This is a genomic window from Amycolatopsis sp. NPDC054798 (genome assembly GCF_053611505.1).
Map to the genome: position 1 here is coordinate 19,918 of NZ_JBSHAM010000067.1, position 25,778 is coordinate 45,695.

The window sequence follows — 25,778 nt, forward strand, 5'->3', positions numbered from 1 at the left end:
CGGCTCCTCACAGCCTCGGCGTCGTCGCGAGAAGTTCGCTGGTGTACTCGTGCGACGGGGAGTTCAGCACCGATTCGACGGTGCCCTCCTCGACGATCTCGCCGCCCCGAAGGACCGCGATCCGGTCCGCCACCTCCGGCGCGAGGGCGATGTTGTGCGTCACGAACAGCATCGCCATGCCGAGTTCCCGGCGCAGTTCGCCGAGCAGTTCCACGATGGTGGCCTGGACGGACACATCCAACGCCGAGGTGACCTCGTCGCACACGAGGACGTCCGGCGTCGTCACGAGCGCGCGGGCGATCGCGGCTCGTTGGCGCTCGCCGCCGCTGAGCTGGTCCGGCAGCCGGTTCGCGAGGTCTGCCCGCAGGCGTACCCGGTCCAGCGTCTCCGCGACCCGTTCGCGCCGTTCGGCGCGGGACAGGGAAGTCAGGCGCACCAACGGAACCTCGATCGACTGCGCGATCGTCTTGCGCGGGTTCAGCGACGAGAACGGGCTCTGGAACACGTACTGGATCCGCCGCAGTTCGTCGGTGCTGCGCTGCCGGGCCGCCGGAGCCAGCGGAGTGCCTTCGAGCGCGACGGTGCCGGTGAAACCGCGGTTGAGCCCGGCGATGCACTGCGACAGCGTCGTCTTCCCGGAGCCGGACTCGCCGAGCAGCATCACGCTTTCCCCGCGCGTCACGGCGAGGTTGATGCCGCGCAACACCCTCTGCGACCCGTAGGACATCCGGATGTCGCGCGCGGCCAAGACCGCGTCGTCCGGCGGGGGAGCAGCGGCGGGCTCCGCGCCGAGATCAGGCACCGCGGCGAGCAGCCGTTTCGTGTACGCGTGCTTCGGTCGCCGCAGCACCTCGTCGGCGACGCCGCATTCGACCAGGTTTCCTTGGTACATCACGGCAACACGGTCGGCGAGCTGCGCCACGACGGCGAGGTCGTGCGTGATGTAGAGCGCCGCGACACCGTGCTCGGACGTCAGCCGCCGGACTGTTTCCAGCACCAGTGCCTGCGTCTTCACGTCCAGGCCGGTGGTCGGCTCGTCCAGCACCACGACGCTCGGCCGGCACGCGAACGCCATCGCGATGCCGACCCGCTGTTGCTGCCCGCCGGAGAGCTGATGCGGGTATCGCCGCTGATAAGCCTCGTCGGACGGCAGCCCGACCTCGGCCAGCACCTCGGCGACCCGCTGGTCGACCGCGCCGGGATACCCGTGCGTTTCCAGCACTTCGGCGATCTGCCTGCCGACCCGCAACGCCGGGTTGAGCGACAACGCCGGGTCCTGCGGGATGTACGCGACCGCACTGCCCCGCAACTGGCGGCGCGCGGCGTCGTCGAGCGTCAGGACGTCGACCGGTTCGCCGTCGCGCGGGTGCAGCACCACCTTGCCGCCGCCGGACACCAGCCCGCGGCGGAAGTGGCCGAGCGCGGCCAGCCCGGCGGTCGTCTTGCCGGACCCGGATTCCCCGACGAGCGCGAGGACCTCGCCGGGCGCGATCTCGTAGGACACCGAATGCAGCACCGGACGGCCCGCCGCGGTGCGCACGGCCAGTCCGGTCACCTCCAGCGCGGTCGTCATGCTCGTGCCTCCCGGGTCCGCCCGGCCGCGGCCGAGGCGAGCGAGTCGGCGACGAGGTTCGTGCCGACGGCCAGCACCGCGATCGCGGCCACCGGGAGCAGCACGCCCCACGGCTGCACCACGAGCGCGATCCGGTTCTCGTTGATCATCAGGCCCCAGTCCGCGGTCGGCGGCTGGATGCCGAGCCCGAGGAACGACAGCGAGGCGATGTAGCCGATCGAATAGGTCAGCCGCAGGCCCAGCTCCACCATCAGCGGGCCGGTGATGTTCGGCAGGATCTCGCGCAGCAGGATCCGGCTGCGCGGGACGGCGTACATCTCGGCGGCGCGGATGTAGTCGTGGTTGCGCACCGAGACGGTCGCCTGCCGGGCGACCCGCGCGGTCCGCGGCGCGTGCGTCAGCCCGATGACCAGCACCAGCAGCCAGCCCTTCGGGCCGATCACCGCGATCGCCAGCAGCGCGATGACCAGCTGCGGGAACGACAGCAGCACGTCGTTGCCGCGCATCAGCAGACCGTCCAGCCAGCCGCCGCCGTACCCGGCGATCATGCCGAGCAGCGCGCCGAGCACGATGCCGAGCGCGGTGGCGAGCACCGCGTACAGCAGCAGCGTGGTGCCGCCCGCCAGGAACCGCGTGAGGACGTCACGGCCGAGGCCGTCGGTGCCCATCAGGCCGTCCGGTTTGAACGGCTTCCCGGCGAAGTCCGTGGTGCTGTGCCCGGTGATGACCGGCCCGAGCCAGGGGCCCAGCAGCGCCACGAGGATCACGACCCCGGCCAGCACCGCGCCGACCTTGGCCTGCGGGAACGCCCACGCGGTGCGGATCAGCCCGGCCGCGCGCGGCGGCGTTTCCGGGACGGCGGGCACCACCTGCTCTTCCTCGACCGCGGTCATCGCACTGCCTCCGTCCGGAGCTTGGGATCGGCGAGGATGCCGATCACGTCGGCCAGCAGGTTCACTACGATGTAGACCGCCGCGATCAGCAGCGTCACCGCCTGGACCACGGCCACGTCGCGTTTGCCGACCGCGTCGATCAGGGCTTGGCCGATGCCGGGGTAGCGGAACAGGAATTCGACCACCACGACGCCGCCGGCCAGCCAGGCCAGCTGGATCGCGACGACCTGCGCGACCGGGCCGACCGCGTGCGGCAGAGCGTGCCGCAGCAGCACCGTCCGCTCGCGCATTCCCTTGAGCCGCGCCATTTCCACGTAGCCGGAGTCGAGGACCTCGTTCATCGTCGCGCGCATCATCCGCGTGATGTACGGCGTCACGACGAGCACGAGAGTGAGCACGGGCAGGACGAGCTGGCTCGGTTGCGCCCAGACCGCTTCGCCTGGTGGTGTGAGCGTGACCGATGGCAGGACGCGGAACACCGTCGTCGCGAAGAGGACGATGAGCGCCACGCCGATCACGAACTCCGGCAGCGCGGCGATCACGAGGCTGATCCCGGACACCACCTGGTCGCTGGCCCGGCCGCGGCGCATCGCGCTCCACGTGCCGAGCGCTAGCCCGAGCGGCGTGGCGATCACCGCGGCGAGAACGAGCAGCACGAGCGAGGCCGACACCCGGTCCGCGAGCAGCGTTGTGACCGGGCCCTGGGTCGAGGTCGAGGTACCGAGGTCGCCGGTGAACAGGCCGCCCAGCCACGAGAGGTAGCGCTGCCAGACCGGTTCGTCGAGGTGCAGCTGGTGCTGCAGCGCGGCGATCCGCTCCGGGGTCGCCTGCTGGCCGAGGATGGCCCGCGCCGGGTCGCCCGGCAGCAGCAGCGTCGCGACGAACACCAGCAGGCTGACCAGCCACAGCACCACGAGGCTCACGAGCAGCCGTTTGAGGATCAGCCGGGTCACGCCGCGCCTCCTTCGGCCGTGCCGAGCCAGACCTGGCGGAACTGGTAGCCCGACAGCGAAATCCCGGTCCGGTCCGGCACCAGCCCGGCCACATAGGACTGGTAGGCGTCTACCTGGTCGACGAAGCCCCAGACGATCAGTCCGCCGCGTTCGTACTCGATCCGCTGTGCCTTTCGAAGCAGCTCGGTGCGCGCCTTCGGATCCACCGTGGCGCTCGCCCGGGTCACGAGATCGGTGAATTCCGGGTCGTTCCAATGGGTTTCGTTGTACGGGGCTTTCGGCAGCGCACCGGACGCGACCTGCGGCAGGTAATTGCGCGTGTACCAGAAGTCCTGCGCGAAATCCCAGGACAGGTAGTTCTCGCCGTAGAAGGTGGTGGTGTCGACCTTCCGGATCCGCACGTTCACCCCGGCCGCCTTGGCCTGCTGCTGGAACACCTGCGCTGCCTCGACCGCTCCGGCCTGGATCGGCGCGGTGACCAGCTCGATGTCGAGATTCGGCTTGCCCGCCTCGGCGAGCAGCCGCTTCGCCTCCGCGATGTTCTGCTTCCGCTGCGGCAGCTGCCGGTGGTACGCCGGGTCGAAGGGCGCGTACAGGTCGTTTCCGACCCGACCCTGCCCGCTGAGCACCTGGTTGATCATCTGCTCGCGGTCGACCACCAGGCGCAGCGCCTGGCGCACCCGGACGTCGTCGAACGGCGGACGGTCGACGCGCATCGTGAACGGCAGCCAGGTCCCGGTTTCCGACCGCAGCACCTGGATCCGCGGATCGCTGCGGAGCACGTCCACGAGTGCGACCGGGACCTGGTCGATGGCGTCCACCTGGGACGAAAGCAGGGCGTTGATCCGGGCGTCGTCGTCGGCGAAGTTGATGAGCGACAACCGGTCCAGGTACGGCTCGCCCGGCCGCCAGTAGTGCTCGTTGCGCACGAAGGTGCTCTGCAGCCCGGCGGTGAAGGTGTCGGATTTGAACGGTCCGGTGCCGATCGGGCGCTTGACGTCGAAGTCGGCCGGGACGATGCCGAGGCTGTACTGGCCGAGCAGATCGTCGAAGCCGGAGTTCGGGGAGGTGAGCCGGAATTCGACGGTCCGGTCGCCGGTGGCGGCGACCTCGCCGAGCATGGTCAGCCCGGCCGCGCCGCTCTTCGGGTCCTTCGGGTCGGTGATCCGGCGGAAGGTCGCGACGACGTCGGCCGGGGTCACCGGGCGGCCGTCGTGGAAGCGGATGCCGGAGCGCAGCACGGCGGTCCAGGTGCGCGCGTCCGGCGAGGGCTTCAGCGATTCGGCCACCAGCATCTGGAGCCGGTAGTCGTGATCGCGCAGCAGGAGCGGTTCGTAGAGGTTGAGCACCCGGGCGATGTCCGGGTTGGTGGCGGGGATGTGCGGGTCGAGCGTGTCGGACGCGCCTCCGCCGGTGACGCCGACGCGGAGGGCGCCGCCTCGTTTGGGCGGCCCGGAGGGGACGGCCGCGGCGACGGTGGAGCCGCAGGCGGCCAGCAGGGGAGCGGCGCCGGCGAGCGCGGCCCCGGCGACGGCTGCGGTGAGGAATCGGCGGCGGGAAACGTTGGTCGGTTTACATCGGGCTTCCATGGGTGACTTTCGAGCGGGTGTCGTGAGCGGCAATCCCGGTGAGCACCGGGATTGCCACTCACGACACGGTGGGGGGAGGGGATCAGGCGATGGCGCGTCCCGCGTAGTCCGGGACCGGGGCGAGGTGCGTGTCGAGCGCGGTGGCGATTTCGGCGGGGAACGGCGTCGCGCGGCCCCCGGAAACGTGCAGGCACAACAGCTCTTCGGTGGCGACGAGTTCGCCGCCGACGCGCATTTCGTGGCACAGCCGCACCTTTTTCGCGCCGACTGAGAGCACGGAGGTAGTCACGTCCAGTTCGGCGTCCGCGCCTACTTCGCGCAGGTACCGCACATGAGCCTCCACTGTGTACAGCGACGCCCCGGTTCTTTCGCGGTAGCCGGGACCGAGGCCGACGATGTCCATCAGCGCGGTGGTCGCGTCGCCGAAGACGAGCACGTAATAGGGCTCGGAGAGGTGTCCGTTGTAGTCGATCCACTCCGGACGGACCCGGTCGCGGTACTCAGCCACGACGGGCCTGCCCGACCGCGCGCTGGATCGCGATGACGGCCCGGTCGCGTTCGGCGATCAGGTCGGCGATCGTCCGCCCGTCCGCCTCGTCGTCGCACCCGGCGACCACGGCGTCGCGGAGTTCCTTGGTGAGTTCCGGCGCTTCGAGCCGGGTCCACGGCGACTTCAGCGACGGTCCGAAGTGGTCCAGCATGTGCGCCATCCCGCCCTCGCCGCCCGCGAGGTGGAAGGTCAGCATCGGGCCCTGGACCGGCCAGCGCAGGCCCGGCCCGTCGGTGATCGCGAGGTCGATCTGCTCGACCGTTGCCTCGCCGTTCGCGACCATGTGCAGGGCTTCGCGCCACAGCGCTTCCTGGAGCCGGTTCGCGATGAATCCGGGCACCTCGCGGTCCATCGTGATCACAGACTTGCCGACGCGCCGGTAGAACGCGGCGGCCTGCTCGACCGCCCACGGCGCGCTGAGCTTTCCGCCCGCGACCTCGACCAGCGGGATCAGGTACGGCGGGTTGAACGGATGTCCGACCACGAGCCGTTCGGGCGTCTTCGCGGCGACCTGCATTTCGGTCATGCCGTAGCCCGAGGTGGAGGAGGCGATCACGACGTCCGGCGCGGTGACCGCGTCGATGTCGGCGAGCAATTTCTGCTTGAGCGCCAAGTCTTCCGGCGCGCTTTCCTGTACGAAGCCCACGCCCTCGACGGCCTCCGCGAGCGTCGCGGTGACGGTCAGCCGATCGCGGCTCGCGCCTGGCTTGAGGCCCAGTTCGGTGAGCGCGGGCCAGGCCGCGTTGACGAGCCGTTCGAGCTTCTCCGCCGCGTCCGGCGCGGGATCCCAGGCGCGGATGTCGAAGCCCTGGGCGAGGAAATGCGCGACCCAGCCGCCGCCGATGACTCCTGCCCCGACGCACGCGACAGTGTCCACAGTGTCCTCAGGCATTGGCGCGCTCCTTCAACCCGAGGATTTCCCGCGCCCGATCAGGGCTGGCGATGTTCGCGCCGAGCTTCTGCACGATGTCGACCGCGCGTTCCACGAGCTGGCCGTTGGTGGCCTTGACGCCGCGCGCCAGGTAGAGGTTGTCCTCCAGCCCGACCCGGACGTGCCCGCCTAGCAGCACCGACTGCGCGACCCACGGCATCTGGTCGCGCCCGATGGCGAAAGACGCCCACTGCGCGCCTTCCGGCAGCAGGTGCACCATCGCCTGCAGCAGCCCGGGATCCGGCGGCGCGCCGTACGGGATGCCCATGCAGAGCTGGAAAAGCGGCGGCGGGTCGATCAAGCCTTCGGAGACCATTTTCGTGGCGAACCACAGGTTGCCGGTGTCGAAGATCTCCAGTTCGGGCTTCACACCCAGCTCCTGAATGCGTTTCGCGCCGGTGCGCAGCATGTCCGGAGTGGACACATACAGCTGGTTGCCCTCGCCGAAGTTCAGCGAACCGCAGTCGAGCGTGCAGATGTCCGGCAGGAGTTCCTCGACGTGCGGGAGCCGGTCGTGCGCGTTGACCAGGTCGGTGCCGTCGACCGGTTTGAGTGGGTCCTCGGCGTCGATGACGAGGTCGCCGCCCATGCCCGCGGTGAGGTTGACGACAACGTCCACACCGGACTCTTTGACCAGCCGCACCGCCTCGCGGTACAGCGCGACATCCCGGGACGGCGCGCCGGTTTCGGGCTCGCGCACGTGGATGTGCACCACAGCCGCACCGGCGTTGGCGGCTTCGACGGCGCTCTCGGCGATCTGCGCCGGGCTGACCGGGACGTGCGGGCTCCGGCGGGTGGTGTCCCCCGCGCCGGTGAGCGCGCAGGTGACGATGACCTCGTGGTTCATCAGGCTCCTTGGACGATCGAGCGGTCGATGAAGTCGTTCAGGTGCGCGCGCATCGCGCCCACCGTGCTGCCGGGGCGCCCGGTCAGCACCTGGATGCCGAGGCCGTCGATCAGCGCGGTGAGCTGGGCGGTGGCGGCCTCGGGGTCGGCCAGGCGGAACACGCCCTGCTCCTGGCCGGTGCGGATGGTCATGAGAATGGTCTGGTACCAGCGGTCGTAGGAATCGGTGTAGAGCGAACGCAGCCGCGGGTCGAGCGCGACCTCGTTCCAGACCTGCAGCCACACCGACCATTCGGCGCGGAGCAGGCCCTCGGTGGGGAGCTGGAGTTCGACCAGTTTCAGCAGCCGGTCGTGCGCGCCGGGCACCGCGTGCAGTTCGGCGACTTGGCGGTCGAAGGCGAGCTTTACGTTGCGGCGCAACGCTTCGTCGAGGACTTCGGTTTTGGTGGGGAAGTGGTAGTGGATGGCGGCGGTGCTGGTGCCGCACGCTTGGGCGATGTCGGCGATGCGGACCCGGTGGTAGCCGCGTTCGGCGATGAGCTGCCAGGCGGTTTCCAGGATTCGCCGCCGGGGTTCGGAGTGCGCGGGGTCGTCGGGGTCGCTCGCGGTTCCTGCCGCGGGGGCGGGGACGGCGGTGACGGTTTTGGCGTCGTCGCTGCCGTTGAGCAGCCAGTTCACGGTGACGCCGGAGTATTCGGCGACGCGGACCAGTTCGTGCGGGGAGAAGCGGCGGGCGCCGTTGAGGGCCTTGGAGAGTTTCGTCTGGTCCAGGCCGATGGCGGCGGCGAATTCTCGTTGGGCTACGGGCATGGAGCGGATCAGCTGGCGTACCCGGTCTCTCAGCTGTTCCGTTTCGTCCATGGGCGGAGACGGTAGTGGCGGGTTGCGAAAATCGCAACTTTGGGGGTGGTGGGGGTGTAACAGGTGAGGGAAATAGTTGTGTGGCAAGGAGTTGCGATTGTGGGTTGACTGGCGGATCAGTTGGTGGGGTGGGGTGCGGGGCTTGGGTGGTGTGGATGGATTGGTTCGCGGGTGCCGGGCGGGCTGCGCCTCCGGTGAGCGGTTCCACTCGCCGGGACGACGGCGTCCTGGCGCGGCGGATGATAGGAATGGCCGGTGACCCAACCGAACTTGATCGACGCCGCCGCGGACGAGGCTGTCACGCTCACCAGCGAGCTGATCCGCATCGACACCACCAACACCGGCGACCCCGAAACCCTCGTGGGCGAGCGGGTCGCGGCCGAGTACGTCGCGGAGAAGCTGACCGACGCCGGGTACGAGGAGATCGTCTACGTCGAGTCGGGCGGCAAGAACCGGCACAACGTCCTCGTGCGGCTGCCCGGCGCGGACCCCGGCCGGGGCGCGCTGCTGATCCACGGCCATCTCGACGTCGTCCCGGCGGACCCGGCCGAATGGTCGGTGCACCCGTTCTCCGGCGCGATCCAGGACGGGTACGTGTGGGGCCGCGGCGCGGTCGACATGAAGGACATGGTCGGCATGACGCTGGCGCTGGCCCGGCACTACAAGATCAACAACATCGTCCCGCCGCGCGACCTCGTCTTCCTGTTCGTCGCGGACGAGGAAGCGGGCGGCAAGTACGGCGCGCAGTGGCTGGTGGAGAACCGGCCGGAGCTGTTCGAGGGCGTCACCGAGGCGATCAGCGAGGTCGGCGGCTTCTCGATCACGTTGAAGGACAACGTCCGCGCGTACGTGATCGAGACGGCCGAGAAGGGCATCCGCTGGATGAAGCTGCGCGTGCGCGGCACGGCGGGCCACGGGTCGATGATCCACCGCGACAACGCGGTCACGAAGCTGTCCGAAGCCGTGGCGAAGCTCGGCCAGCACCAGTTCCCGTTGGTGCTGACCGATTCTGTCCGCGAGTTCCTGGCCGGCGTCACCGAGATCACCGGCTGGGACTTCCCCGAGGACGACATCGAGGGCGCGGTCGCCAAGCTGGGCAACATCTCCCGGATGATCGGCGCGACCCTGCGCGACACGGCGAACCCGACGATGCTCACCGCGGGCTACAAGTCGAACGTGATCCCGTCGGTGGCCGAGGCCGCGGTGGACTGCCGCATCCTGCCGGGCCGGATCGAGGCGTTCGACCGCGAGCTGGACGAACTGCTCGGCCCGGACATCGAGAAGGAGTGGATGGAGCTGCCGCCGGTCGAGACGACGTTCGACGGCGCGCTCGTCGACGCCATGACCGCCGCGGTGCTCGCGGAGGACCCGGGCGCGCGGACCCTGCCCTACATGCTGTCCGGCGGCACCGACGCGAAGTCCTTCCAGCAGCTCGGCATCCGCAACTTCGGCTTCGCACCGCTGAAACTGCCCGCCGACCTGGACTTCTCCGGGCTCTTCCACGGCGTGGACGAGCGCGTCCCGGTCGACGCGCTGAAGTTCGGCACCCGCGTGCTGGACCGGTTCCTCCGCTCGTCCTGATGCCCGCGTTCCGGCTCGCCGACGGCACGCCCCTGCACCTCGTGCGCAGGGGCGACCCGGCGGCGGCCGTGACCGTCGTGCTGCTGCACGGCTACGCGCTCGACCAGCGCAGCTGGGCCCGGATCGCGCCGGTGCTGCCGGACGCCGTCGAACATCCGCTGGCGGTGGTCAGCTACGACCACCGCGGGCACGGCGAATCCGGACGGGCCGCGCGCGGCACCGCGACGATGGGCCGGCTCGCCGACGACCTCGCCGAGGTGATCGAGGAAGCCGTCCCGCACGGCCGCGTCGTGCTGGTCGGGCACGACATGGGCGGGCTCGCGGTGATGTCGCTGACCCAGCGGCATCCGGAGCTGTTCGCCGCGCGCGCCGGCGGGCTGGTGCTGCTGTCGACGTCGTCCGGGCGGCTGGCCACCGAGGCGTCCGCCGCCTGGCCCAACGCGCTCGGCAAAGTCGCGCAGGACCTGGAAATGGTGCTGGGCGCGAAGCTGTACGGCCTGGTCCGCGAGCACACCAGCCGCGCGGTGAGCGCCGGGCTGCGCTGGTGGCTGTTCGGCGACGATCCCGATCCGGACCTGGTCGAGTTGACCGTGAAGATGATCCGCGGCAACTGGCCGCACACCATCGCGCAGTTCCGGCCCGCGCTCGACGCCTACGCGCGCGAGGCCGCACTGACGCTGGCCGGCGACCTGCCGGTGACGGCGATCGTGGGGGAACGGGACCGGATCGTCGCGCCCGCCGACGTCGAGCAGTTCGTGCGCGGGCTGGCCCAGGGGCACGCCGTGGTGCTGCCCGGCGTGGGGCACGTCGTCCCGCTGGAGGCCGCCGCGCAGGTGGTCCCGCGGATCGCCGCGGTCGTGCACGAGGTCTACCGACAACAAAACCTGTCTTGACAATCTGAGTGTTCAGCCGCAGGATGGGACGCATGTTTCCCGTTGCGGTGATCGAGGACGCGGCCGCGGCCGAGGTGTCGCTGGACCCGGTGCGCGCCCGGCTGCTGGCCGAACTGGCGCAGCCGGCCTCGGCGACGATGCTGGCCGCCCGCGTCGACCTGCCGAGGCAGAAGGTGAACTACCACCTGCGCGCGCTGGAAAAGCACGGGCTGGTGGAGCTGGTCGAGGAGCGGCGCAAGGGCAACGTCACCGAGCGGATGATGCGGGCGACCGCGGCGTCGTACGTGATCTCGCCGTCCGCGCTCGCGGCCGTGCAGCCCGATCCCGCGCAGTCGCCGGACCGGCTGTCCGCGCGCTGGCTGCTGGCGGTCGCGGGACGGCTGGTGCGCGACGTCGGAATCCTGATCACCGGTGCGGCGAAAGCGAAAAAGCGCGTCGCGACGTTCGCGCTCGACGGCGAAGTCCGGTTCGCTTCGGCGGCCGACCGCGCCGCGTTCGCGGAGGAACTGGCGACGACCGTGACCACTCTGGTGGGCAAGTACCACGACGAAAAGGCCGAGAACGGCCGCGCGCACCGGGTGGTGCTCGCGGTGCACCCGAGCGTGCCGATGGGGGAGGAAAACGAGCGTGGGTAAGGAATTCCGGGAGATCGACGTCGCCGAGGTGCCGGTGGAGCCGGAGGAGGTCTGGGCGGCGATCGCGACCGGGCCGGGGATCGACTCGTGGTTCATGGGCCGCAACGAGGTCGAAGGCGGCGTCGGCGGCGCGGTGCGCGGAGCTTTCGCGGCGTATGAGCCGACGCACGCGATCACCGCGTGGGACCCGCCGAACCGGCTGGCCTACGGCGGCGAACCGGAGCCGGACGGACGGCGGATCGCGTACGAATTCCTCGTCGAGGGCCGAGACGGCGGCAGTTCGGTGATCCGCTGTGTCACGAGCGGCTTCCTGCCCGGCGACGACTGGGCGGACGAGTTCGAGGCGATGCAGGCTGGCGGCGCGCTGTTCTTCCGGAACCTGGTGGAGTTCGTGCGGCATTTCCCGGGCCGGACGGCGAAACCGGTCACCGCGTTCGGGTCGGCTGTGGTCGCGGACTGGCCTGCGTTGTGGGCTGCGCTGGCTAAGGAAGTGGGCGTCGAAGAGCTGGCTGTGGGTGCGAAGGTTCGGCTGGCCGGCGTCGACGGCGTGGTTTATGCGCGGAACGACCAGACCGTCGGGATCCGGACTGGCGAGGGGCTTTTCTGTTTCATGCAAGGCTTCCGTGGTCCGCTGGTGGCGACGCACCACATTGTCGCGCCGGACGTGGACGTGGCGGCGGAGGAAGCCAAGTGGGCGGAGTGGATGGCCGCGCTAGGCTGAGCCCGCACCCGGCTTTCCGGTCAGCGGGATTGTGCCGGTTCGCGTTCGTTTATTGCCTAAGCGTAATGCCGGCCGGTTTGTCGGATTAGTCTTCCCCAATGCTGTAAATTAAAATATTATAGGTTCATAAATTCCCCATCAGATCGCGGTCCACATATTGTGTTCACCCGTTGTTAACTTGGATGTTCCTGTCTGGTTAACCATGTCCGGGTCACTATCATGCACCATGGCATATTCCACTCCGATGAGTGAAAATGTTGTGGTCGAACCGTCGGGAACTAATTGTTTCACCGGAGACAGTTCCGCGCTTTCCGGCCTTGACGGGCTCGAAGAATCGCATTGTCCGGATATTGCCGAACGGTCGGCCCGCAGAGTGCCGGAAGCGCGATCGGCGACGATGTCGCGATTGCTCTCCGCGCTGCTGCGCGAGGGGCTTCTCGAGCGGGAACCGGCCCGGGACCGCGGCCTGGAGCTGCCGATGCGGGCGGTGACGGCGACCGGGCGGCTTGCGCTTTCCGGGCCGGTGCGGTTCGGCGGCCGGGTGATTTCGGACCCGCTGGAGCTGATGGACGTCCTTGCGGCGGAAAAGCTGTGCGCCGGTGACGACGCGGACTGGGCCCGGCTGCGGGCCGAACTCGCCGACAGTGTCGCGGGGCACGCACTGGCATTGGCCGCCGCCGAGTTGTTTGCGGCCGAACTTCGCGACCGAGCCGATTCCCGCCGCGGAATCGGCTTCCGGCCGTTCACGACGCTTGTGTCCGCGCTGCGCAATTCGGGAGAGCAGGGTTCGCTGCTGGTTCCCTTCGAGCGAATGGTCGTCGAAGGGCATCCGTTGCATCCGGTCGCGAAAATGAAGGTGGGAATGTCGGCCGCGGATGCCATCCGTTATTCCCCGGAGTTCGGCCCGGAATTCGGGATGTCCCTGGTTTCGGTGACCCGGGCCGCGGCCGCCGGAGCGGCCGATCTGGACGCTTCGCAATCGCTGCTGCGCGAAACCTTTCCGCGCACTGTCGCCGCCGCGGCGGTGGAGATGCGCGCGGCGGGGCTGATCCCGGAACAGCGCGTGCTGATTCCGGTCCATCCGCACCAGCGTTTTCGCGTTCTGCCGGTGCTGCACGCGGACGCGATCGCCGACGGCACCGTGGTGCCGCTGCGCACCCGGATTCCGGCGCGCCCGCTGATCTCGGTCCGGACCCTGTCGGTGCGCGAGACCGCGGCGAGCACGGGACTGCACGTCAAGACCGCACTGGAAGTGCAGCTCACCAGCGCCGTCCGCGGGGTCTCGCCCGCCGCTGTGCACAACGGCCCGCGGCTGTCCGCCCTGCTCGAACGGATCGTCGCGGCAGATCTGGACCTGTCGCTCGGCACGCCGGACGGGCGGCCCCGGTTCGCGGTGCTGCGCGAGCTCGCCAGCGTCGCGTATGTGCCGCCGGACGACCGGAGCGCGGGGCCGGCCTGCGCGGTGACAGCCACCGCGCAGGCTCGGCGGCGTTCGCTGGCCGCTGTCCTCCGTGAAGACAGCGAAGACCTGCTCGGCCCGGAAGAACTGTCGATGCCGATCGCCGCTCTGTTAGCGAAATCGCCGTTGACCGGCGCGAGCCTGCTCCACGACCTGATCGCCGAGCTCGCTTCGGCCACTGGTGCTCCGCCCGGCGAGGTGGCGCGGCAGTGGCTGAGCGAGCACGTGGAGCGTTGTGTCCCGCCGGTGCTGACCCTCCTGGTCCGCTACGGCATCGCGCTGGAACCCCATCCGCAGAACACCGTGCTCGTGCTGAAGGACCAGTGGCCGCACCGCGTTCTGCTCCGGGATCTGGGCGCCGCGCGCGTGCGGGACTCCCGGCTGGCCCGGCGTGCCCTGGCCGGCGAGTTCCTTCCCGGCTCCGCTCTGCTCGCACACGACACCGCGGCTCTCCGCGCCAAGCTGTACTACCCGCTTTTCGGCCACCACCTAGGAGAAGTCGTCGCCGAACTGGCGAACGCGTGCGGAGGCGCGGAAGACCGGCTGTGGCCGGTGGTGGGGGAGTGCGTCCGACGGACGTTCCATCGGCTCGCCACGTCCGCTTGCTGCCCAGAGGAGGCCGAAGACGCCAAGGCGGACGCCGAGGCGCTGCTGAGCGGCCCGTGGCAGCACAAAGCGCTGCTGACGATGCGCTTGAAGGAGCTTGTCACCGACCAGCGGTACGTCGAGGGGCCGAATCCGCTCGCCGCTCCCGCCGCGGAACCGGATCCGCCGGATCTCAACGAGGCAGAACGGGAAATGCTGGCCTGCCTGCGAGAGAGCCGGCCCGAACTGGTGAAACCGTGGCTCGGCGAACTCGCCGGCGCCAGGCGGAGCACCCTCAACGGCGCCTGCGGCGCGCTGCTGCGCGAACGGAAAGCGTTGTCCGCCAAGCGGATCACCGAGATCGACCTGCCCTTCCCCGGAGTGCCCCCGGTGTCCACGGTGTCTTCGGAGATCCTCGACTCGCTGGGGCCCGGGACGCTGCGGCGCACGGGACGGCTGATCTGCGCGACCCTGCCGTCGGGGCGGAAGCTGGCGGCGGTGTGCGAGGCGGAGAGCGGGTTCGGGGCCACCGAGGTGACGAGCCCCGTCGTGGTGAGCGACGGCGCCGGTGTCCGCGCGCTCGAACGCCCTGAGCACCTGATCGACGCCGTCTCGTCCGCCGACGAGATGGACTGGGCCGCTCTCCACGACGATCTCGTCGACTCCGCACGCAACCTGGCCCTTTCCCGCGCCTGCGTCCGGCACCGCCTGCCCTCGCACCGGATCGCGACGGCGGCGAAGCGGCGCGCCGCTTCCGACCTCACTCTCGACCTCGATGCCTCGTGCACGGACGGGCACACGATCCATCTCTGCCCGAGGGTGCGCCGCGGCTTCACCCCGGCGGACTCTCTCGCCTACTGCCCGGAGAGCGCCGACACCGTCGGCCTCGCCTTCGTCGCGGTGCGCAAGGATTCCGTGCACTCGACCCCCGATCCGTCGGGTGCGTCGGTGGGGACGATCGTGGCCGACCACTTTCCCGCGATCGCGGCGCGCGCCATCGAGGGGCTCGCCGCCCGCGGGCACGCTCCCGCCGATTACGAGCTGATTCCCGTGCACCCGTGGCAGGCGAGGACGAGACTGGCCGCCGAGTACCCCGGGGAACTGGCCGCGGGTGCCATTGTCCCGCTCCCCGAAGCTCAACTGGCCTGCCGACCGACCGTGTCGGTGCGCACCCTCGTCACCGCCGCCGCGGGCAGGCACGGGCGGCGGCTGACGGTGAAAACCGCGCTCGACGTCCAGCTCACCTCCCGGCACCGCACGATCTCGCCCGCCACCACCGACAACGGCCCGCGGATGAGCCGTCTCCTGCAACGTCTGCTGGCGGACGACCCCAGTACCCGCGGCAAGGTGGTCTGCGTACCGGAATTGGCCGGCATCGCGTTCTCCCCGGCGGGAGAAGAGCCGGTCAGCTCCCGGGAACGCGGCCTTTCCGCGTTGCTGCGAGCCGATCCCGCCGACTGGACGGTCCCCGGCGAGATCGTCCTGTCCGCGTGTGCGCTGCGCGGAGTGTCGCCGCATCCGGAAGGAACCGTTCTGGCGGAGCTGGTCGAGGAACGCTCGCGCCGGTCAGCGGTTCCCGTCCGCGCGGCCGCGCTCGAGTTCTTCGAGCGATACGCGGACCTGATGCTCACCGCGGGACTGCCTTTGCTGTGGCGGTACGGCATCGGCCTGGAAGCCCATCTGCAGAACACTCTGCTGGTGGTCCGCGAGGGCCTGCCGGTCCGCGTCCTCGTTCGCGACTTCGGTGGGATCCGCGTGCACACGAGCAGGATGCGCGAGGCGGGAATCGGCTTCGTCCCGCATCCCGGGTCAATCACTTTCACCGACGACATCGACCACGTCCGCAGGAAAGTGTCGTACGCGCTGCTGCAGGCCAACATCGCGCACGTGGTGGCGATGTTCGCGGCGACCTGGGCGCTGCCCGGAGAACAGCTGTGGTCGACCGTTCGCGCGAGGATGACTGGTCTGCTGTCCGGCCTGCCCGAGAACTTGCTCGCCAGGGCGTCCGCGGACGTGGCGTTTCTGCGGACGTCCCATCTTCCGCAGAAGGCGTTCGGGCTCATGCGGTTGCTGGCGGCCGACCACGACATCTACCTGCCGCAGGCCAATCCTCTGCACCGCGCGGGCGACCCTGCGCCATGACCACGGCCGCACGGCTGCCCCTGCGCCTGTTCCTGGCCGGCACGCTGGCTTCGCGGATCGGCGACACCGCGGATCTCGTCGCGCTCAACTGGTACGTGCTCGAGCAGACCGGTTCGGCCACCGATCTCGCGACCGTGAATGTGCTGCGGCTGGCGCCCATCCTGCTGTTCTCCGCGCCGGCGGGGTGCCTCGCCGACCGCTTCGACAAGCGACGGCTCCTGGCGTGTCTGCGCACCGCGCTTTTCGTCTCCACCCTGTGCCTCGCCTGGATCGTCACCGCCGGCGGCCCGCTCTGGCTCCTGTGCGCGGCGGTCTTCCTGCGCGCCTCGGCGGGCAGCGCCGAACTGGTGCTGAGACAGACGCTCTTGCCCTTGCTGCGAGGTCCGCGGCCGCTCACCGCCGCGGTCGCGATGCACTCCGCGTGCCTGAACACGGCGATGATCCTCGGTCCCGCGGCCGGCGCGCTCGCACTGGCGACCGGCTCGGTCCCTGCCGCGTTCTGGTTCAACGCGTTCTGCACCCTCGTCGCGCTCTGCTGCCTGACTGTGCTGCCGGACCAGCCGCCGTCGCCGCCCCAGCCGGAAACGGAGCGGCGGTCGGTGTGGTGCCTGCTCCGGGAAAACCCGGCGATGCGCCGCCAGATCGCCCTCGCGATGGGCCCGATGCTGTTCGCTTTCCCTTACACCGCCATGATGCCGCTGCTGTCGAAAGACTTGTTCGACGGCGGTGGCAGCACCGCGGCCCTGCTGCTGACCTGCGGCGCGGCGGGAGCACTGGCCGCGTCGGCGACGATGTCCCGGCACCCGCCGTCGAATCCAGCACGGCTGGCCGTGCTGGGCGCGGTGCTCTTGGGCGTCGCGTTGCTGGCCCTGCTGGTCCCGAGCGGTTTCACCGGAAAGGCGGCAGCTGTCGGCGCCGGCGCGACCATGGTGGTCGTCGGACTGGTCGGGCAGTGCTACCGCACCGCCAACCGGGCCGCGATGCAGGCGGCCGCGCCCGGCGAGCTCCTCGGCCGCGTCATGGGCATCGCGAGCACGGACCGGGCGATGATCCCGGTCGGCACGGCGGTGCTGGGGCCGTTCGCGGAGCTCGCGGGCACCCGGGCGATGGTCGCGTTCATGGGCGTCGGCTGCGTCGTGACCACTTTGCTGACGACCAGGATCAACCGAAGCCGGGCGGGGAGGACGTGATGCCGGGAGGCACCGAAAACCGGCTCCGACGCGGAACGAGTGGCCTTGCGTCGTGGCGACCGCATGCCCGCGGCATCCGATTCAGGCGCGGACGTAGCGCAGCAACGCGACACCGCTCCCGAAGATCCGGCTCTCCGCCAGGGTGTAGCGGTCCACCGAGAACCCGGCGTCGAACAACGGCGCACCGGAGCCGATGACGACCGGGTTCAGCTTGAGGTGGATCTCGTCCACCTCGTCGCGCAGCGCACCGGCGAGAGCGCCGCCGCCGCACAGCCAGATGTCCTTGCCGTCTTCCTTCTTCAGCTCCCGGATCTTCTCGACCGGATCGGTGCTGACCAGCTGCACGGCCGGGCCGGGAGCCTCGGTCATGGTGCGAGAGAAGACGTAGTGCCGCAGGTGCGTGTACGCATCCGTGACACCGAGGTCCACGGCCATCTGATACGAGACGCGGCCCTCCACGACGGTGTCGAAATGCCGGTGCGGGACGTCTTCGACGCCGAGCGCGGACCGGACGTGCGCCGGCACCATTTCCGGGTACTCGCGCACCAGCGGCTCGGCGTGGTCGCCTTCGATCTGGAACACCGAGCCGGTCGGGTCTTCCCGGGTCGGGGCGGCGATGAAGCCGTCGAGAGTGGACGCGACGAGATAGACCAATTTACGCATAACAGACAGTCAAGCAGGTCAGGTGGGCAGTCCTGTCGAGTGGTCGGCCGCCGAGCGTTTGCGGCGCAGCCACACCCTTCGCGTCCCGTCCGCGTACAGCCGGACAGTCCGCAGTTCCCAGCCCGCGAACTCCGCGTGGATGGAGAGCTGGATCATCGCCGCGCGCCGCGACACCGCGGGGGGAAGGCGCAGGCGGCGATACTCCCAATCCCCTTCGACCACCGCCTCGTCGACTGTCGTCATGGCTGGATCACCTGGGTCCCTTCTCCGGCGGCCGAGCCGACGAAGACGCGGCCGCTCTGGTCGTCGACGCCCACCGTGTCCGGCTGGCGCACGGTCGGGAATCGGTACTTCTCGACGGGCTCTCCGCCGCGGACGTCGTAGCCGACGACCTCGTTGCGGGCGGTCAGGGTGATCCACGCCAGGCTGCGCTTCGCGTCGAAGGCGAGGCCGTACGCGCCGCCCGGGACCGGGTAGCGCTGGCGGAGGATCAGGGGATTGGTCGAGAACGCGAGCAGCGCGCCCGCGCGAGCGTCGGTGACCAGCACGCGGCCGTAGGAGTCGGGGACCGCGTTGGCCGCGCCGTCGCCCGCGCGCAGGCCTTCGTCCATGGTCCCGGCCTGCACGTCCACGCTGAACACGGCAGTGCGCAGCCGGTCGAGGACCACGACTCCGTTGCCGGTGTTGACCACGTCGTCGGCGCTGTACAGCTGCCCGGTGATCGTTTTCGCCACCGTGCCGTTCGCGAGCACCTCGACCGCCTTGCGGTCGCGGACCGCGACGAGCGTGTCGGCGCCGTCCGCGGTTCCGGCGGCGGGCTGTCCGGCGACCTTCTCCGCGGTCAGCTGCCCGCTCGGCAGCGAGACGCGGGCGAGCACGCCCTTGCCAGGGATTCCGGCGAGAGCCTGTCCCTTGGACACGTTGAGCGATTCCGCCGGACCGGGCAGCGCGACGGTCTTCTTCGGGGCGCCAAGCGAGCCGAGATCGTAAAGCCGCAGCTCGGGCGGCTGGGAGAGGGCGACGACGAGGATGTGGCTCTGCTGGTCCGTCGCGATCGCGGACACGACCGGCATGGGCAGCACCTGCCCGGCGGGACGCGTCGCCGCGGCGGGGGAGACGGCCGGTTTCGCGGCCGTCGGATTGGCCACGACCTGGAGATTGTCCTTCGGCTCGGCCGAGGACGAGCAGGCCGACAGCGCGAGCGCACCGGCGAGCGGGATCGCGATCCGCGACGCGGCGGTGAGCCGACGCACCTTGAAACCTCCAGCAAAGCTCCGGCGAGCGAGTCCCTCCAGCATCCTCTCCGAACGCCGAACCGTCACGCCCGTGTCACCGACCCGACACCCGCGGCTCACCGGGTGCCCCGTTCCGGATAGCCGAAATCGATGCCGCTGACGTCGTCCAGCGCGCTGCGGATGGCGGGCGGGAGCGTGAGGTCCTCGGCGGCGAGCGAGCCGGTGAGCTGGCCGGTGTCGCGGGCGCCGACGACCGGCGCGGCCACGCCGGGCCGGTCCCGGACCCAGGCGAGCGCCACCGCGAGCGGCGAGGTGCCGAGACCCTCGGCGGCGGTCACGACGGCCTGCACGATCCGCGCGGCCCGTTCGGTGCGGTGGTGTTCGACGTAGCCGGCGTACTCGGCGGACGCGCCGCGCGAGTCCGCCGGCGTGCCGGTGCGGTACTTCCCGGTGAGCACGCCGCGGCCGAGCGGGGCCCACGGCAGCACGCCGATCCCGTGGTGCGTCGCCGCCGGGACGACTTCGCGTTCGATGCCGCGTTCCAGCAAGGAGTATTCGAACTGCCCGGACACGAGCGGCACCGTGGCGAGCGAGGCGGCGGTGGCGAGCTGCCAGCCCGCGTAATTGGACACGCCCACGTAGCGGACCTTGCCGCTCGTCACCGCGTAGTCGAGCGCGGACAGCGTTTCCTCGATCGGCACGCATTCGTCCCACGCGTGCAGCTGCCACAGATCGATGTGGTCGGTGCGAAGCCGCTGCAGCGACCCTTCGAGCGCGGACAGCAGCGCCCCGCGCGAAGCGCCGCCGCCGAACGGGCCGTCGGTGCGGCGGGCGACAGTCTTGGTGGCCAGCACGACGTCCTCGCGCGGCACCAGGTCCGACAGCAGTTCGCCGAGCATCCGCTCGGCCTCGCCGCCGGCGTAGAGGTCGGCGGTGTCCACGAGGGTGCCGCCCGCGTCGACGAACGCGACCAGCTGGCTGGCCGCCTCGTCCGGATCGGTGTCGCCGCCCCACGTCATGGTGCCGAGGGCCATCCGCGATATCCGCAGTCCCGACCGGCCGAGCTGTCGCTTTTCCACGACCGCCGAGCCTAGTGGGCGCACCCGCCGCGACCCGACCAAGGTGACCCCGTGTCGGACCGGCGCCCTCGCGGGAGTTCTCAGGAACCACCCGATAGGTTCCCGACTCGTGCGAATCGGACTGCGCCCCGTGCGGGCGGGCGAAACGGCGGGAGCGGCCTGATGGGATGGTTCGAGGCCCTGATCCTGGGGCTGGTGCAGGGACTCACGGAGTTCCTGCCGATCTCCTCGAGCGCGCACGTGCGGATCGTCGCCGCGCTGGCGGGCTGGGGCGATCCGGGCGCGGCGTTCACCGCGGTGACCCAGATCGGCACCGAGCTGGCGGTGATCCTCTACTTCGGACCGAAGATCGGCCGGATCCTGCGCGCCTGGTTCTTCTCCCTCTACCGCCCGGACTGGCGCCGCGACCCGGACGCGCGGCTGGGCTGGCTGATCATCGTCGGCTCGCTGCCGATCGTCGTGCTCGGCCTGCTCCTGCAGGACGAGATCGACCGGGCGTTCCGCGACCTGCGGATCACCGCGACGACGCTGATCGTGTTCGGCCTGATCCTGCTGTTCGCCGACCGGACCGCGAAGCAGCAGCGGACGCTGGACCACCTGAACGTGCCGCACGGCCTGGCCTACGGCTTCGCCCAGGCGCTCGCGCTGATCCCGGGCGTCTCGCGCTCGGGCGGCACGACCAGCGCCGGCCTGCTGATGGGCTACACCCGTTCGGAAGCGGCGGAGTACTCGTTCCTGCTCGCGGTGCCCGCGGTGTTCGGTTCGGGGCTGTACAAGCTGACCGACATCGGCAAGAACGGCGAGAACGCGCAGTGGGGGCCGACGATCCTGGCCACGCTGGTCGCGTTCGGCGTCGGCTACCTGGTGATCGCGTGGCTGATGGCCTACATCAAGAAGCGCAGCTTCGTGCCCTTCGTGATCTACCGCGTCGTGCTCGGCGTGGTGCTGTTCGGCCTGGTCTTCGGCGGCGTGCTCGACCCGAACGCGGGACCCGCCGGGGGCTGAACCCGCCGGGTCACCGGTTAGGGTGGCGTCGTGAGTACGGTCATCTTGCTCCGGCACGGGAAGTCCACGGCCAACGGCTCGGGCGTCCTCGCCGGGCGCACCCCGAAGGTCGGGCTGGACGACACCGGCCGGGCGCAGGCCGCCGCGCTCGTCGAGCGTTTCGCCGGGGTGCCGGTGGCCGAGCTGGTGGTGTCGCCGATGCTGCGCTGCAAGCAGACCGTCGCGCCGCTGGCGGCCGCGCAGGGCCTGGCGAAGCTCGTCGAGCCCCGGCTGTCCGAAGTGGACTACGGCGAGTGGACCGGCCGGGCACTGAAGGATCTGGTCAAGGAACCGCTGTGGCGCGTGGTGCAGGCGCATCCGTCGGCGGCGGTGTTCCCCGGCGGGGAGGGGCTCGCCGAGATGCAGGCGCGCGCGGTGGCCGCGATCCGCGCGCACGACGCGCGGATCACCGCCGAGCACGGCGACCACGCGGTGTGGGTGGCGTGCAGCCACGGCGACGTGATCAAGTCGGTCCTGGCCGACGCGCTCGGCCAGCATCTGGACGCCTTCCAGCGGATCGTCGTGGACCCGGCCGCGGTGTCGGTCGTCCGCTACACCGAAACGCGCCCGTTCGTGCTGCGCGTGAACGAGCACGGCGGCGACCTGGCCGGGATCGTGCCGCCGCCGCCCAAGAAGAAGGGCCGGGCGAAGAAGACTTCGAGCGACGCCGTCGTGGGCGGAAGCACGGGCCGCTGACGGTCGACAGTCCTTCCGTCGGATGCCAAACCCCGTAGGGTGGGCGGAACCACGTGGAGAACCCTGTGGAGAACCAGGAGCGCAAACCCGAATGATTTCCCCGGACAACCCGTTCGCCGTCCCCAGCGACCTGCCGTACGAGCTGCCGCCGTTCGACCGCATCGCCGACGAGCACTACCGGCCCGCCTTCGAGGCCGGGCTCGCCGAGCACGCCGCCGACGTGGAGCGGATCGCCGACGACCCGGCCGAGCCGACCTTCGAGAACACGATCGCGGCGCTCGAACGGGCCGGCGCGCTGCTGACCCGGGTGTCCGGCACGTTCTTCAACATCTCGGGCTCGAACGCGACCGACGAGGTCCAGGAGATCCAGGCCGAGCTGGCCCCGAAGCTGGCCGCGCACGAGGACGCGATCCACCTCAACCCGAAGCTGTTCGCCCGGATCGACGCGCTGTACCGCAAGCGCGCCGAACTGGGGCTGAACCCGGAAGAACTGCGGCTGCTGGAGCGCCGCTACACCGACTTCAGCCGCGCGGGAGCCGGGCTCCCCGAAGAGGACCAGGCGAAGCTGCGCGCGCTGAACGAGCAGCTTTCGACGCTGCAGACCCGTTTTTCGCAGAACCTGCTGCGGGACACCAATGATCTCGCCGTCGTGCTCGACGACGCGGCAGAACTGGCCGGGCTCGGCGAAAGCGCGATCGCGGCGGCGGCGCAGACGGCGGCCGAGCGCGGTCTCGAAGGCAAGTACGTGCTGACCCTGACGCTGCCCACCGCGCAGGCGGCCGTGGCGTCGCTGGAAAACCGTTCGGTGCGCGAGCGGGTCTTCACCGCTTCGGTGTCGCGCGGCAACCGCGGCAACGAATACGACAACAACGCGATCGTCGAGGAGATCACGCGGCTGCGCGCCGAGCGGGCGGCCCTGCTGGGCTACCCGAACCACGCGGCGTACGTGATCGCGGACGAGACCGCCAAGACCGTCGAGGCCGCCGGCGGGCTGCTGGAGCGGCTCGCGCCGGTGGCGGTCGCGAACGCGCGCACCGAGGCCGCGGAACTGCAGCGGCTCCTGGAGGCCGACGTGCCGGGCGCGACGCTGCAGCCGTGGGACTGGGCGTTCTACGCGTCGAAGGTCGAGCGCGAGCGGTTCCAGCTCGACACCGCGGCGCTGCGGCCGTACTTCGAGCTGGACCGGGTGCTGCACGACGGCGTGTTCGTGGCCGCGAACCGGTTGTACGGCTTGAGTTTCACCGAACGGCACGACCTGCCGAAGTACCACCCGCAGGTACGGATCTTCGAGGTCTTCGACGCCGACGGCAGCGGGCTCGGCCTGTTCCTGATGGACTACTACACCCGCGACTCCAAGCGCGGCGGCGCGTGGATGAACAACTTCGTGGACCAGTCGCGGCTGCTCGGGCGGCGCACGGTGGTGGTCAACGTGCTGAACGTGACCAAGCCGCGCGAGGGGGAGCCGACCCTGCTCTCGCTCGACGAGGTGCGCACCGCCTTCCACGAGTTCGGGCACGCGCTGCACTCGCTGCTGTCCGGCGTCGAGTTCCCGACGTTCACCGGCACCAACGTGCCGCGCGACTTCGTCGAGTACCCGTCGCAGGTCAACGAGATGTGGATGTTCTGGCCGGAAATCCTGGCCAATTACGCCAAGCACCACGAGACGGGGGAGCCGCTGCCCGCCGGGCAGGTCGAGCTGCTGGAGGCCGCGCAGCAGTACGGCGAGGGCTTCCGCACGACCGAGTACCTCGCCGCGGCGCTGCTCGACCTCGCCTGGCACCGGCTCGGCCCGGACGACCGGGTCGAGGACGTGCAGCGGTTCGAGGCCGAGGCGCTCGAAAAGGCAGGCGTGGCACTGGAAAGCGTCCCGCCGCGCTACCGGACGACGTACTTCAACCACGTCTTCTCCGGCGGCTACAGCGCCGGGTACTACTCCTACATCTGGAGCGAGGTGCTCGACGCCGACACCGTCGAGTGGTTCACCGAGAACGGCGGCCTGAAGCGGGAGAACGGCGACCACTTCCGGTCGACCCTGCTCGGCCTCGGCGGCAGCGTCGACCCGATGGAGGCGTTCGCGACCTTCCGCGGCCGCGCGCCCGAGATCGAGCCGCTGCTGAAGCGCCGGGGACTCGCCGGCGCGTAAGCCAGGTGTATAACGCCCTATCCGGTGGGGCTGGGGCGACCCGGCCCCACCGGATAGGGCGTTTTCGCGTCCTCCTCCGGTTCGCAGGCGCAGCGCTGACCTGCCCGGGGCCGCCTCTTCGTCGGATCGGCTGAATCCGGGGCCCGAGTGTCGGTGGATCCGACGAAGCCGCGGAGGGGGTGCTTGACCGCACAATGCGGCATCGCCGAATCAAGGAGGATCCGACGGTGAGCATTCCGAGTTCCGGCCCGGTAGTACGGCGGACTGAACGGACCACGTTGACGCTGCTGGTCGGCGTCTTCATCATCGACTACATCGACCGGGTCATGATCGCGGTCGCGCTGCCGCTGATCGGCGCGGAGTTCGGGCTTTCCAAGACCACGCAGGGACTGGTCGTTTCCGCGTTCGCGATCGCCTATCTGGTCGGGCAGATGCCCGGCGGCCTGCTCGCGGACCGGGTCGGCGCGCGGCCGTTGCTGGTGATTTCCCTGGTGGCCTGGTCGGTGTTCACCGCCGCCACCGGCTTCGCGCCCGGACTGGTCGTGCTGCTCGTGCTGCGCGCGGCGTTCGGGTTCGCGCAGGCGCTGTTCCCCGGCGCGGCGTTCAAGGCGCTGGCCGAGCGCACGACGCAGGAAGGACGCAGCCGGGGCGCGGGGCTGCTGCTGGCGTCCAACTCGGTCGGGGCCGGGCTCGGGCCGCTGCTGGTCGCGCCGCTCGTGGTCGCCGCGGGATGGCGGCACACGTTCTGGATCGTCGCGGTGGCCGGGCTGGTCGTCGGGCTGGCGTTGTGGCGGCTGCTGCCGGCGCCGCTGCCGCGCGAGCTGACCGAACCGGAGGCGCGTGTCGCCCCGGTGAAGGTGCCGGTGTCGCAGGTGCTGCGGAACCGGCTGGTGATCCGCTGCGCGGCGATGTTCGCCTGTTTCAACATGCTCGCCTACGGGATGATCACCTGGGTCCCGTCGTACCTGGTCGAGACCAAGGGGCTTTCGCTGGTCGCGGCGGGGATCTCGGCGGCGATCCCGCAGCTGGTCAGCGCGGCGGCGGTGCTGCTGGGCGGCTGGCTGATGAGCCGGTATTTCGACCGCAGGCCGCGCTGGCTCGTGGTGCCCGCGCTCGTCGCCGCGGCCGGGGTGCTCGTCGCGATGCTGCTGTCGGATTCGGCGACCGGGTTCACCGTGCTGCAGACCGTCGCGATGTTCATCAGCGGCCTCGCCTCGATCGGCATCGTCGGACTGCCGCTGCGGGTGCTGCCGCGCGACCTGGTCGGCGCGGGGATGGGCCTGGTCAACACCGGCGGGCAGCTCGCCGGGGTGCTCGCGCCGCTGGTGATGGGCTGGCTCGCGGACCGGTTCGGGTTCGCCGCGGCGTTCGGCTTCCTGGCGGTGTCGACGCTGGCCGCCGCCCTGATTTCGCTGACCACGCGGTCCACCGCGTTCGCGCTCGGCGCCCCGGTTCCGGCGAAGGAACAGGTGGGCTGACCAGCGGGTCTCGTGAGTGTTCGTCCCGGTGAGAACCG

Annotated in this window: 22 protein-coding genes; 10 read left to right on the forward strand and 12 right to left on the reverse strand. The window is 70.4% G+C overall.

Annotated elements, in window-relative coordinates:
* Positions 1-7: 7 nt before the first annotated feature.
* From ACWGIC_RS32295 to ACWGIC_RS32330, 8 genes are all read right to left on the reverse strand, one after another.
* A complete protein-coding gene (locus ACWGIC_RS32295; RefSeq protein WP_452079679.1) occupies positions 8-1,573 on the reverse strand; it encodes an ABC transporter ATP-binding protein in 1,566 nt (521 codons plus the stop codon).
* The gene (locus ACWGIC_RS32300) at positions 1,570-2,466 is read right to left on the reverse strand and encodes an ABC transporter permease (protein WP_452079680.1); all 897 of its coding nucleotides are present in this window, start codon (positions 2,464-2,466) and stop codon (positions 1,570-1,572) included. The genes ACWGIC_RS32295 and ACWGIC_RS32300 overlap by 4 nt, the downstream gene beginning before the upstream one ends.
* Positions 2,463-3,419 (reverse strand): ABC transporter permease, encoded by a 957-nt coding sequence (locus ACWGIC_RS32305; RefSeq protein WP_452079681.1) that lies wholly within the window; start codon positions 3,417-3,419, stop codon positions 2,463-2,465. Before ACWGIC_RS32305 ends, ACWGIC_RS32300 begins: the two co-directional genes overlap by 4 nt.
* Positions 3,416-5,008: an ABC transporter substrate-binding protein gene (locus tag ACWGIC_RS32310; RefSeq protein WP_452079682.1), complete on the reverse strand. Its 1,593-nt coding sequence runs from the start codon at positions 5,006-5,008 to the stop codon at positions 3,416-3,418. The genes ACWGIC_RS32305 and ACWGIC_RS32310 overlap by 4 nt, the downstream gene beginning before the upstream one ends.
* An 82-nt stretch (positions 5,009-5,090) precedes the next feature.
* Positions 5,091-5,516 (reverse strand): thioesterase family protein, encoded by a 426-nt coding sequence (locus tag ACWGIC_RS32315; protein ID WP_452079683.1) that lies wholly within the window; start codon positions 5,514-5,516, stop codon positions 5,091-5,093.
* Complete coding sequence (locus ACWGIC_RS32320; RefSeq protein WP_452079684.1) at positions 5,509-6,450, reverse strand: 3-hydroxyacyl-CoA dehydrogenase NAD-binding domain-containing protein; 942 nt, start codon at positions 6,448-6,450, stop codon at positions 5,509-5,511. Before ACWGIC_RS32320 ends, ACWGIC_RS32315 begins: the two co-directional genes overlap by 8 nt.
* The gene (locus tag ACWGIC_RS32325; RefSeq protein ID WP_452079685.1) at positions 6,443-7,336 is read right to left on the reverse strand and encodes a 3-keto-5-aminohexanoate cleavage protein; all 894 of its coding nucleotides are present in this window, start codon (positions 7,334-7,336) and stop codon (positions 6,443-6,445) included. Before ACWGIC_RS32325 ends, ACWGIC_RS32320 begins: the two co-directional genes overlap by 8 nt.
* Positions 7,336-8,196 (reverse strand): TetR family transcriptional regulator C-terminal domain-containing protein, encoded by an 861-nt coding sequence (locus ACWGIC_RS32330; protein ID WP_452079686.1) that lies wholly within the window; start codon positions 8,194-8,196, stop codon positions 7,336-7,338. The genes ACWGIC_RS32325 and ACWGIC_RS32330 overlap by 1 nt, the downstream gene beginning before the upstream one ends.
* A 255-nt stretch (positions 8,197-8,451) precedes the next feature.
* Between ACWGIC_RS32330 and ACWGIC_RS32335 the strand changes: the two genes are divergently transcribed.
* From ACWGIC_RS32335 to ACWGIC_RS32360, 6 genes are all read left to right on the forward strand, one after another.
* The gene (locus ACWGIC_RS32335) at positions 8,452-9,777 is read left to right on the forward strand and encodes a M20/M25/M40 family metallo-hydrolase (protein WP_452079687.1); all 1,326 of its coding nucleotides are present in this window, start codon (positions 8,452-8,454) and stop codon (positions 9,775-9,777) included.
* Complete coding sequence (locus tag ACWGIC_RS32340) at positions 9,777-10,670, forward strand: alpha/beta fold hydrolase (RefSeq protein ID WP_452079688.1); 894 nt, start codon at positions 9,777-9,779, stop codon at positions 10,668-10,670. The genes ACWGIC_RS32335 and ACWGIC_RS32340 overlap by 1 nt, the downstream gene beginning before the upstream one ends.
* A 32-nt stretch (positions 10,671-10,702) precedes the next feature.
* A complete protein-coding gene (locus ACWGIC_RS32345) occupies positions 10,703-11,305 on the forward strand; it encodes an ArsR/SmtB family transcription factor (protein WP_452079689.1) in 603 nt (200 codons plus the stop codon).
* Positions 11,298-12,026, forward strand: a complete 729-nt coding sequence (locus tag ACWGIC_RS32350; RefSeq protein WP_452079690.1) for an SRPBCC domain-containing protein — start codon at positions 11,298-11,300, stop codon at positions 12,024-12,026. Before ACWGIC_RS32345 ends, ACWGIC_RS32350 begins: the two co-directional genes overlap by 8 nt.
* Positions 12,027-12,423: 397 nt before the next feature.
* The gene (locus tag ACWGIC_RS32355) at positions 12,424-16,212 is read left to right on the forward strand and encodes an IucA/IucC family protein (RefSeq protein WP_452079691.1); all 3,789 of its coding nucleotides are present in this window, start codon (positions 12,424-12,426) and stop codon (positions 16,210-16,212) included.
* Positions 16,209-17,402, forward strand: a complete 1,194-nt coding sequence (locus tag ACWGIC_RS32360; protein ID WP_452079692.1) for an MFS transporter — start codon at positions 16,209-16,211, stop codon at positions 17,400-17,402. The genes ACWGIC_RS32355 and ACWGIC_RS32360 overlap by 4 nt, the downstream gene beginning before the upstream one ends.
* Positions 17,403-17,483: 81 nt before the next feature.
* Here the strand turns inward: ACWGIC_RS32360 and ACWGIC_RS32365 are convergent, their stop codons facing one another.
* From ACWGIC_RS32365 to ACWGIC_RS32380, 4 genes are all read right to left on the reverse strand, one after another.
* Complete coding sequence (locus ACWGIC_RS32365) at positions 17,484-18,065, reverse strand: dihydrofolate reductase family protein (protein ID WP_452079693.1); 582 nt, start codon at positions 18,063-18,065, stop codon at positions 17,484-17,486.
* A gap of 18 nt (positions 18,066-18,083) precedes the next feature.
* Positions 18,084-18,308 (reverse strand): DUF5703 family protein, encoded by a 225-nt coding sequence (locus ACWGIC_RS32370; protein ID WP_452079694.1) that lies wholly within the window; start codon positions 18,306-18,308, stop codon positions 18,084-18,086.
* Positions 18,305-19,318: a YncE family protein gene (locus ACWGIC_RS32375; RefSeq protein WP_452079695.1), complete on the reverse strand. Its 1,014-nt coding sequence runs from the start codon at positions 19,316-19,318 to the stop codon at positions 18,305-18,307. Before ACWGIC_RS32375 ends, ACWGIC_RS32370 begins: the two co-directional genes overlap by 4 nt.
* Before the next feature lie 98 nt (positions 19,319-19,416).
* Complete coding sequence (locus tag ACWGIC_RS32380; RefSeq protein WP_452079696.1) at positions 19,417-20,379, reverse strand: aldo/keto reductase; 963 nt, start codon at positions 20,377-20,379, stop codon at positions 19,417-19,419.
* 162 nt (positions 20,380-20,541) lie between these two features.
* On the opposite strand from ACWGIC_RS32380, the gene ACWGIC_RS32385 reads away from it, so the two are divergent.
* The 4 genes from ACWGIC_RS32385 (at position 20,542) to ACWGIC_RS32400 (ending at position 25,740) form a co-directional block, all read left to right on the forward strand.
* On the forward strand, positions 20,542-21,384 hold the full coding sequence (locus tag ACWGIC_RS32385) for an undecaprenyl-diphosphate phosphatase (RefSeq protein ID WP_452079697.1): 843 nt from the start codon (positions 20,542-20,544) through the stop codon (positions 21,382-21,384).
* Positions 21,385-21,414: 30 nt separating this feature from the next.
* Positions 21,415-22,119, forward strand: coding sequence for a histidine phosphatase family protein (locus ACWGIC_RS32390; RefSeq protein WP_452079698.1), 705 nt, complete (start codon positions 21,415-21,417; stop codon positions 22,117-22,119).
* A gap of 91 nt (positions 22,120-22,210) precedes the next feature.
* Complete coding sequence (locus ACWGIC_RS32395; protein ID WP_452079699.1) at positions 22,211-24,262, forward strand: M3 family metallopeptidase; 2,052 nt, start codon at positions 22,211-22,213, stop codon at positions 24,260-24,262.
* 227 nt (positions 24,263-24,489) lie between these two features.
* On the forward strand, positions 24,490-25,740 hold the full coding sequence (locus ACWGIC_RS32400) for an MFS transporter (RefSeq protein WP_452079700.1): 1,251 nt from the start codon (positions 24,490-24,492) through the stop codon (positions 25,738-25,740).
* The last annotated feature ends 38 nt before the right edge of the window (positions 25,741-25,778 follow it).

Coding starts and splice junctions, on each gene's coding strand:
- ACWGIC_RS32340 (WP_452079688.1), top strand. CDS start 9,777: ATGCCCGCGTTCCGGCTCGCCGACGGCACGCCCCTGCACCTCGTGCGC.
- ACWGIC_RS32395 (WP_452079699.1), top strand. CDS start 22,211: ATGATTTCCCCGGACAACCCGTTCGCCGTCCCCAGCGACCTGCCGTAC.
- ACWGIC_RS32345 (WP_452079689.1), top strand. CDS start 10,703: ATGTTTCCCGTTGCGGTGATCGAGGACGCGGCCGCGGCCGAGGTGTCG.
- ACWGIC_RS32360 (WP_452079692.1), top strand. CDS start 16,209: ATGACCACGGCCGCACGGCTGCCCCTGCGCCTGTTCCTGGCCGGCACG.
- ACWGIC_RS32320 (WP_452079684.1), bottom strand. CDS start 6,450: ATGCCTGAGGACACTGTGGACACTGTCGCGTGCGTCGGGGCAGGAGTC.
- ACWGIC_RS32370 (WP_452079694.1), bottom strand. CDS start 18,308: ATGACGACAGTCGACGAGGCGGTGGTCGAAGGGGATTGGGAGTATCGC.
- ACWGIC_RS32310 (WP_452079682.1), bottom strand. CDS start 5,008: ATGGAAGCCCGATGTAAACCGACCAACGTTTCCCGCCGCCGATTCCTC.
- ACWGIC_RS32325 (WP_452079685.1), bottom strand. CDS start 7,336: ATGAACCACGAGGTCATCGTCACCTGCGCGCTCACCGGCGCGGGGGAC.
- ACWGIC_RS32295 (WP_452079679.1), bottom strand. CDS start 1,573: ATGACGACCGCGCTGGAGGTGACCGGACTGGCCGTGCGCACCGCGGCG.
- ACWGIC_RS32300 (WP_452079680.1), bottom strand. CDS start 2,466: ATGACCGCGGTCGAGGAAGAGCAGGTGGTGCCCGCCGTCCCGGAAACG.
- ACWGIC_RS32385 (WP_452079697.1), top strand. CDS start 20,542: ATGGGATGGTTCGAGGCCCTGATCCTGGGGCTGGTGCAGGGACTCACG.
- ACWGIC_RS32365 (WP_452079693.1), bottom strand. CDS start 18,065: ATGCGTAAATTGGTCTATCTCGTCGCGTCCACTCTCGACGGCTTCATC.
- ACWGIC_RS32355 (WP_452079691.1), top strand. CDS start 12,424: ATGTCGCGATTGCTCTCCGCGCTGCTGCGCGAGGGGCTTCTCGAGCGG.
- ACWGIC_RS32330 (WP_452079686.1), bottom strand. CDS start 8,196: ATGGACGAAACGGAACAGCTGAGAGACCGGGTACGCCAGCTGATCCGC.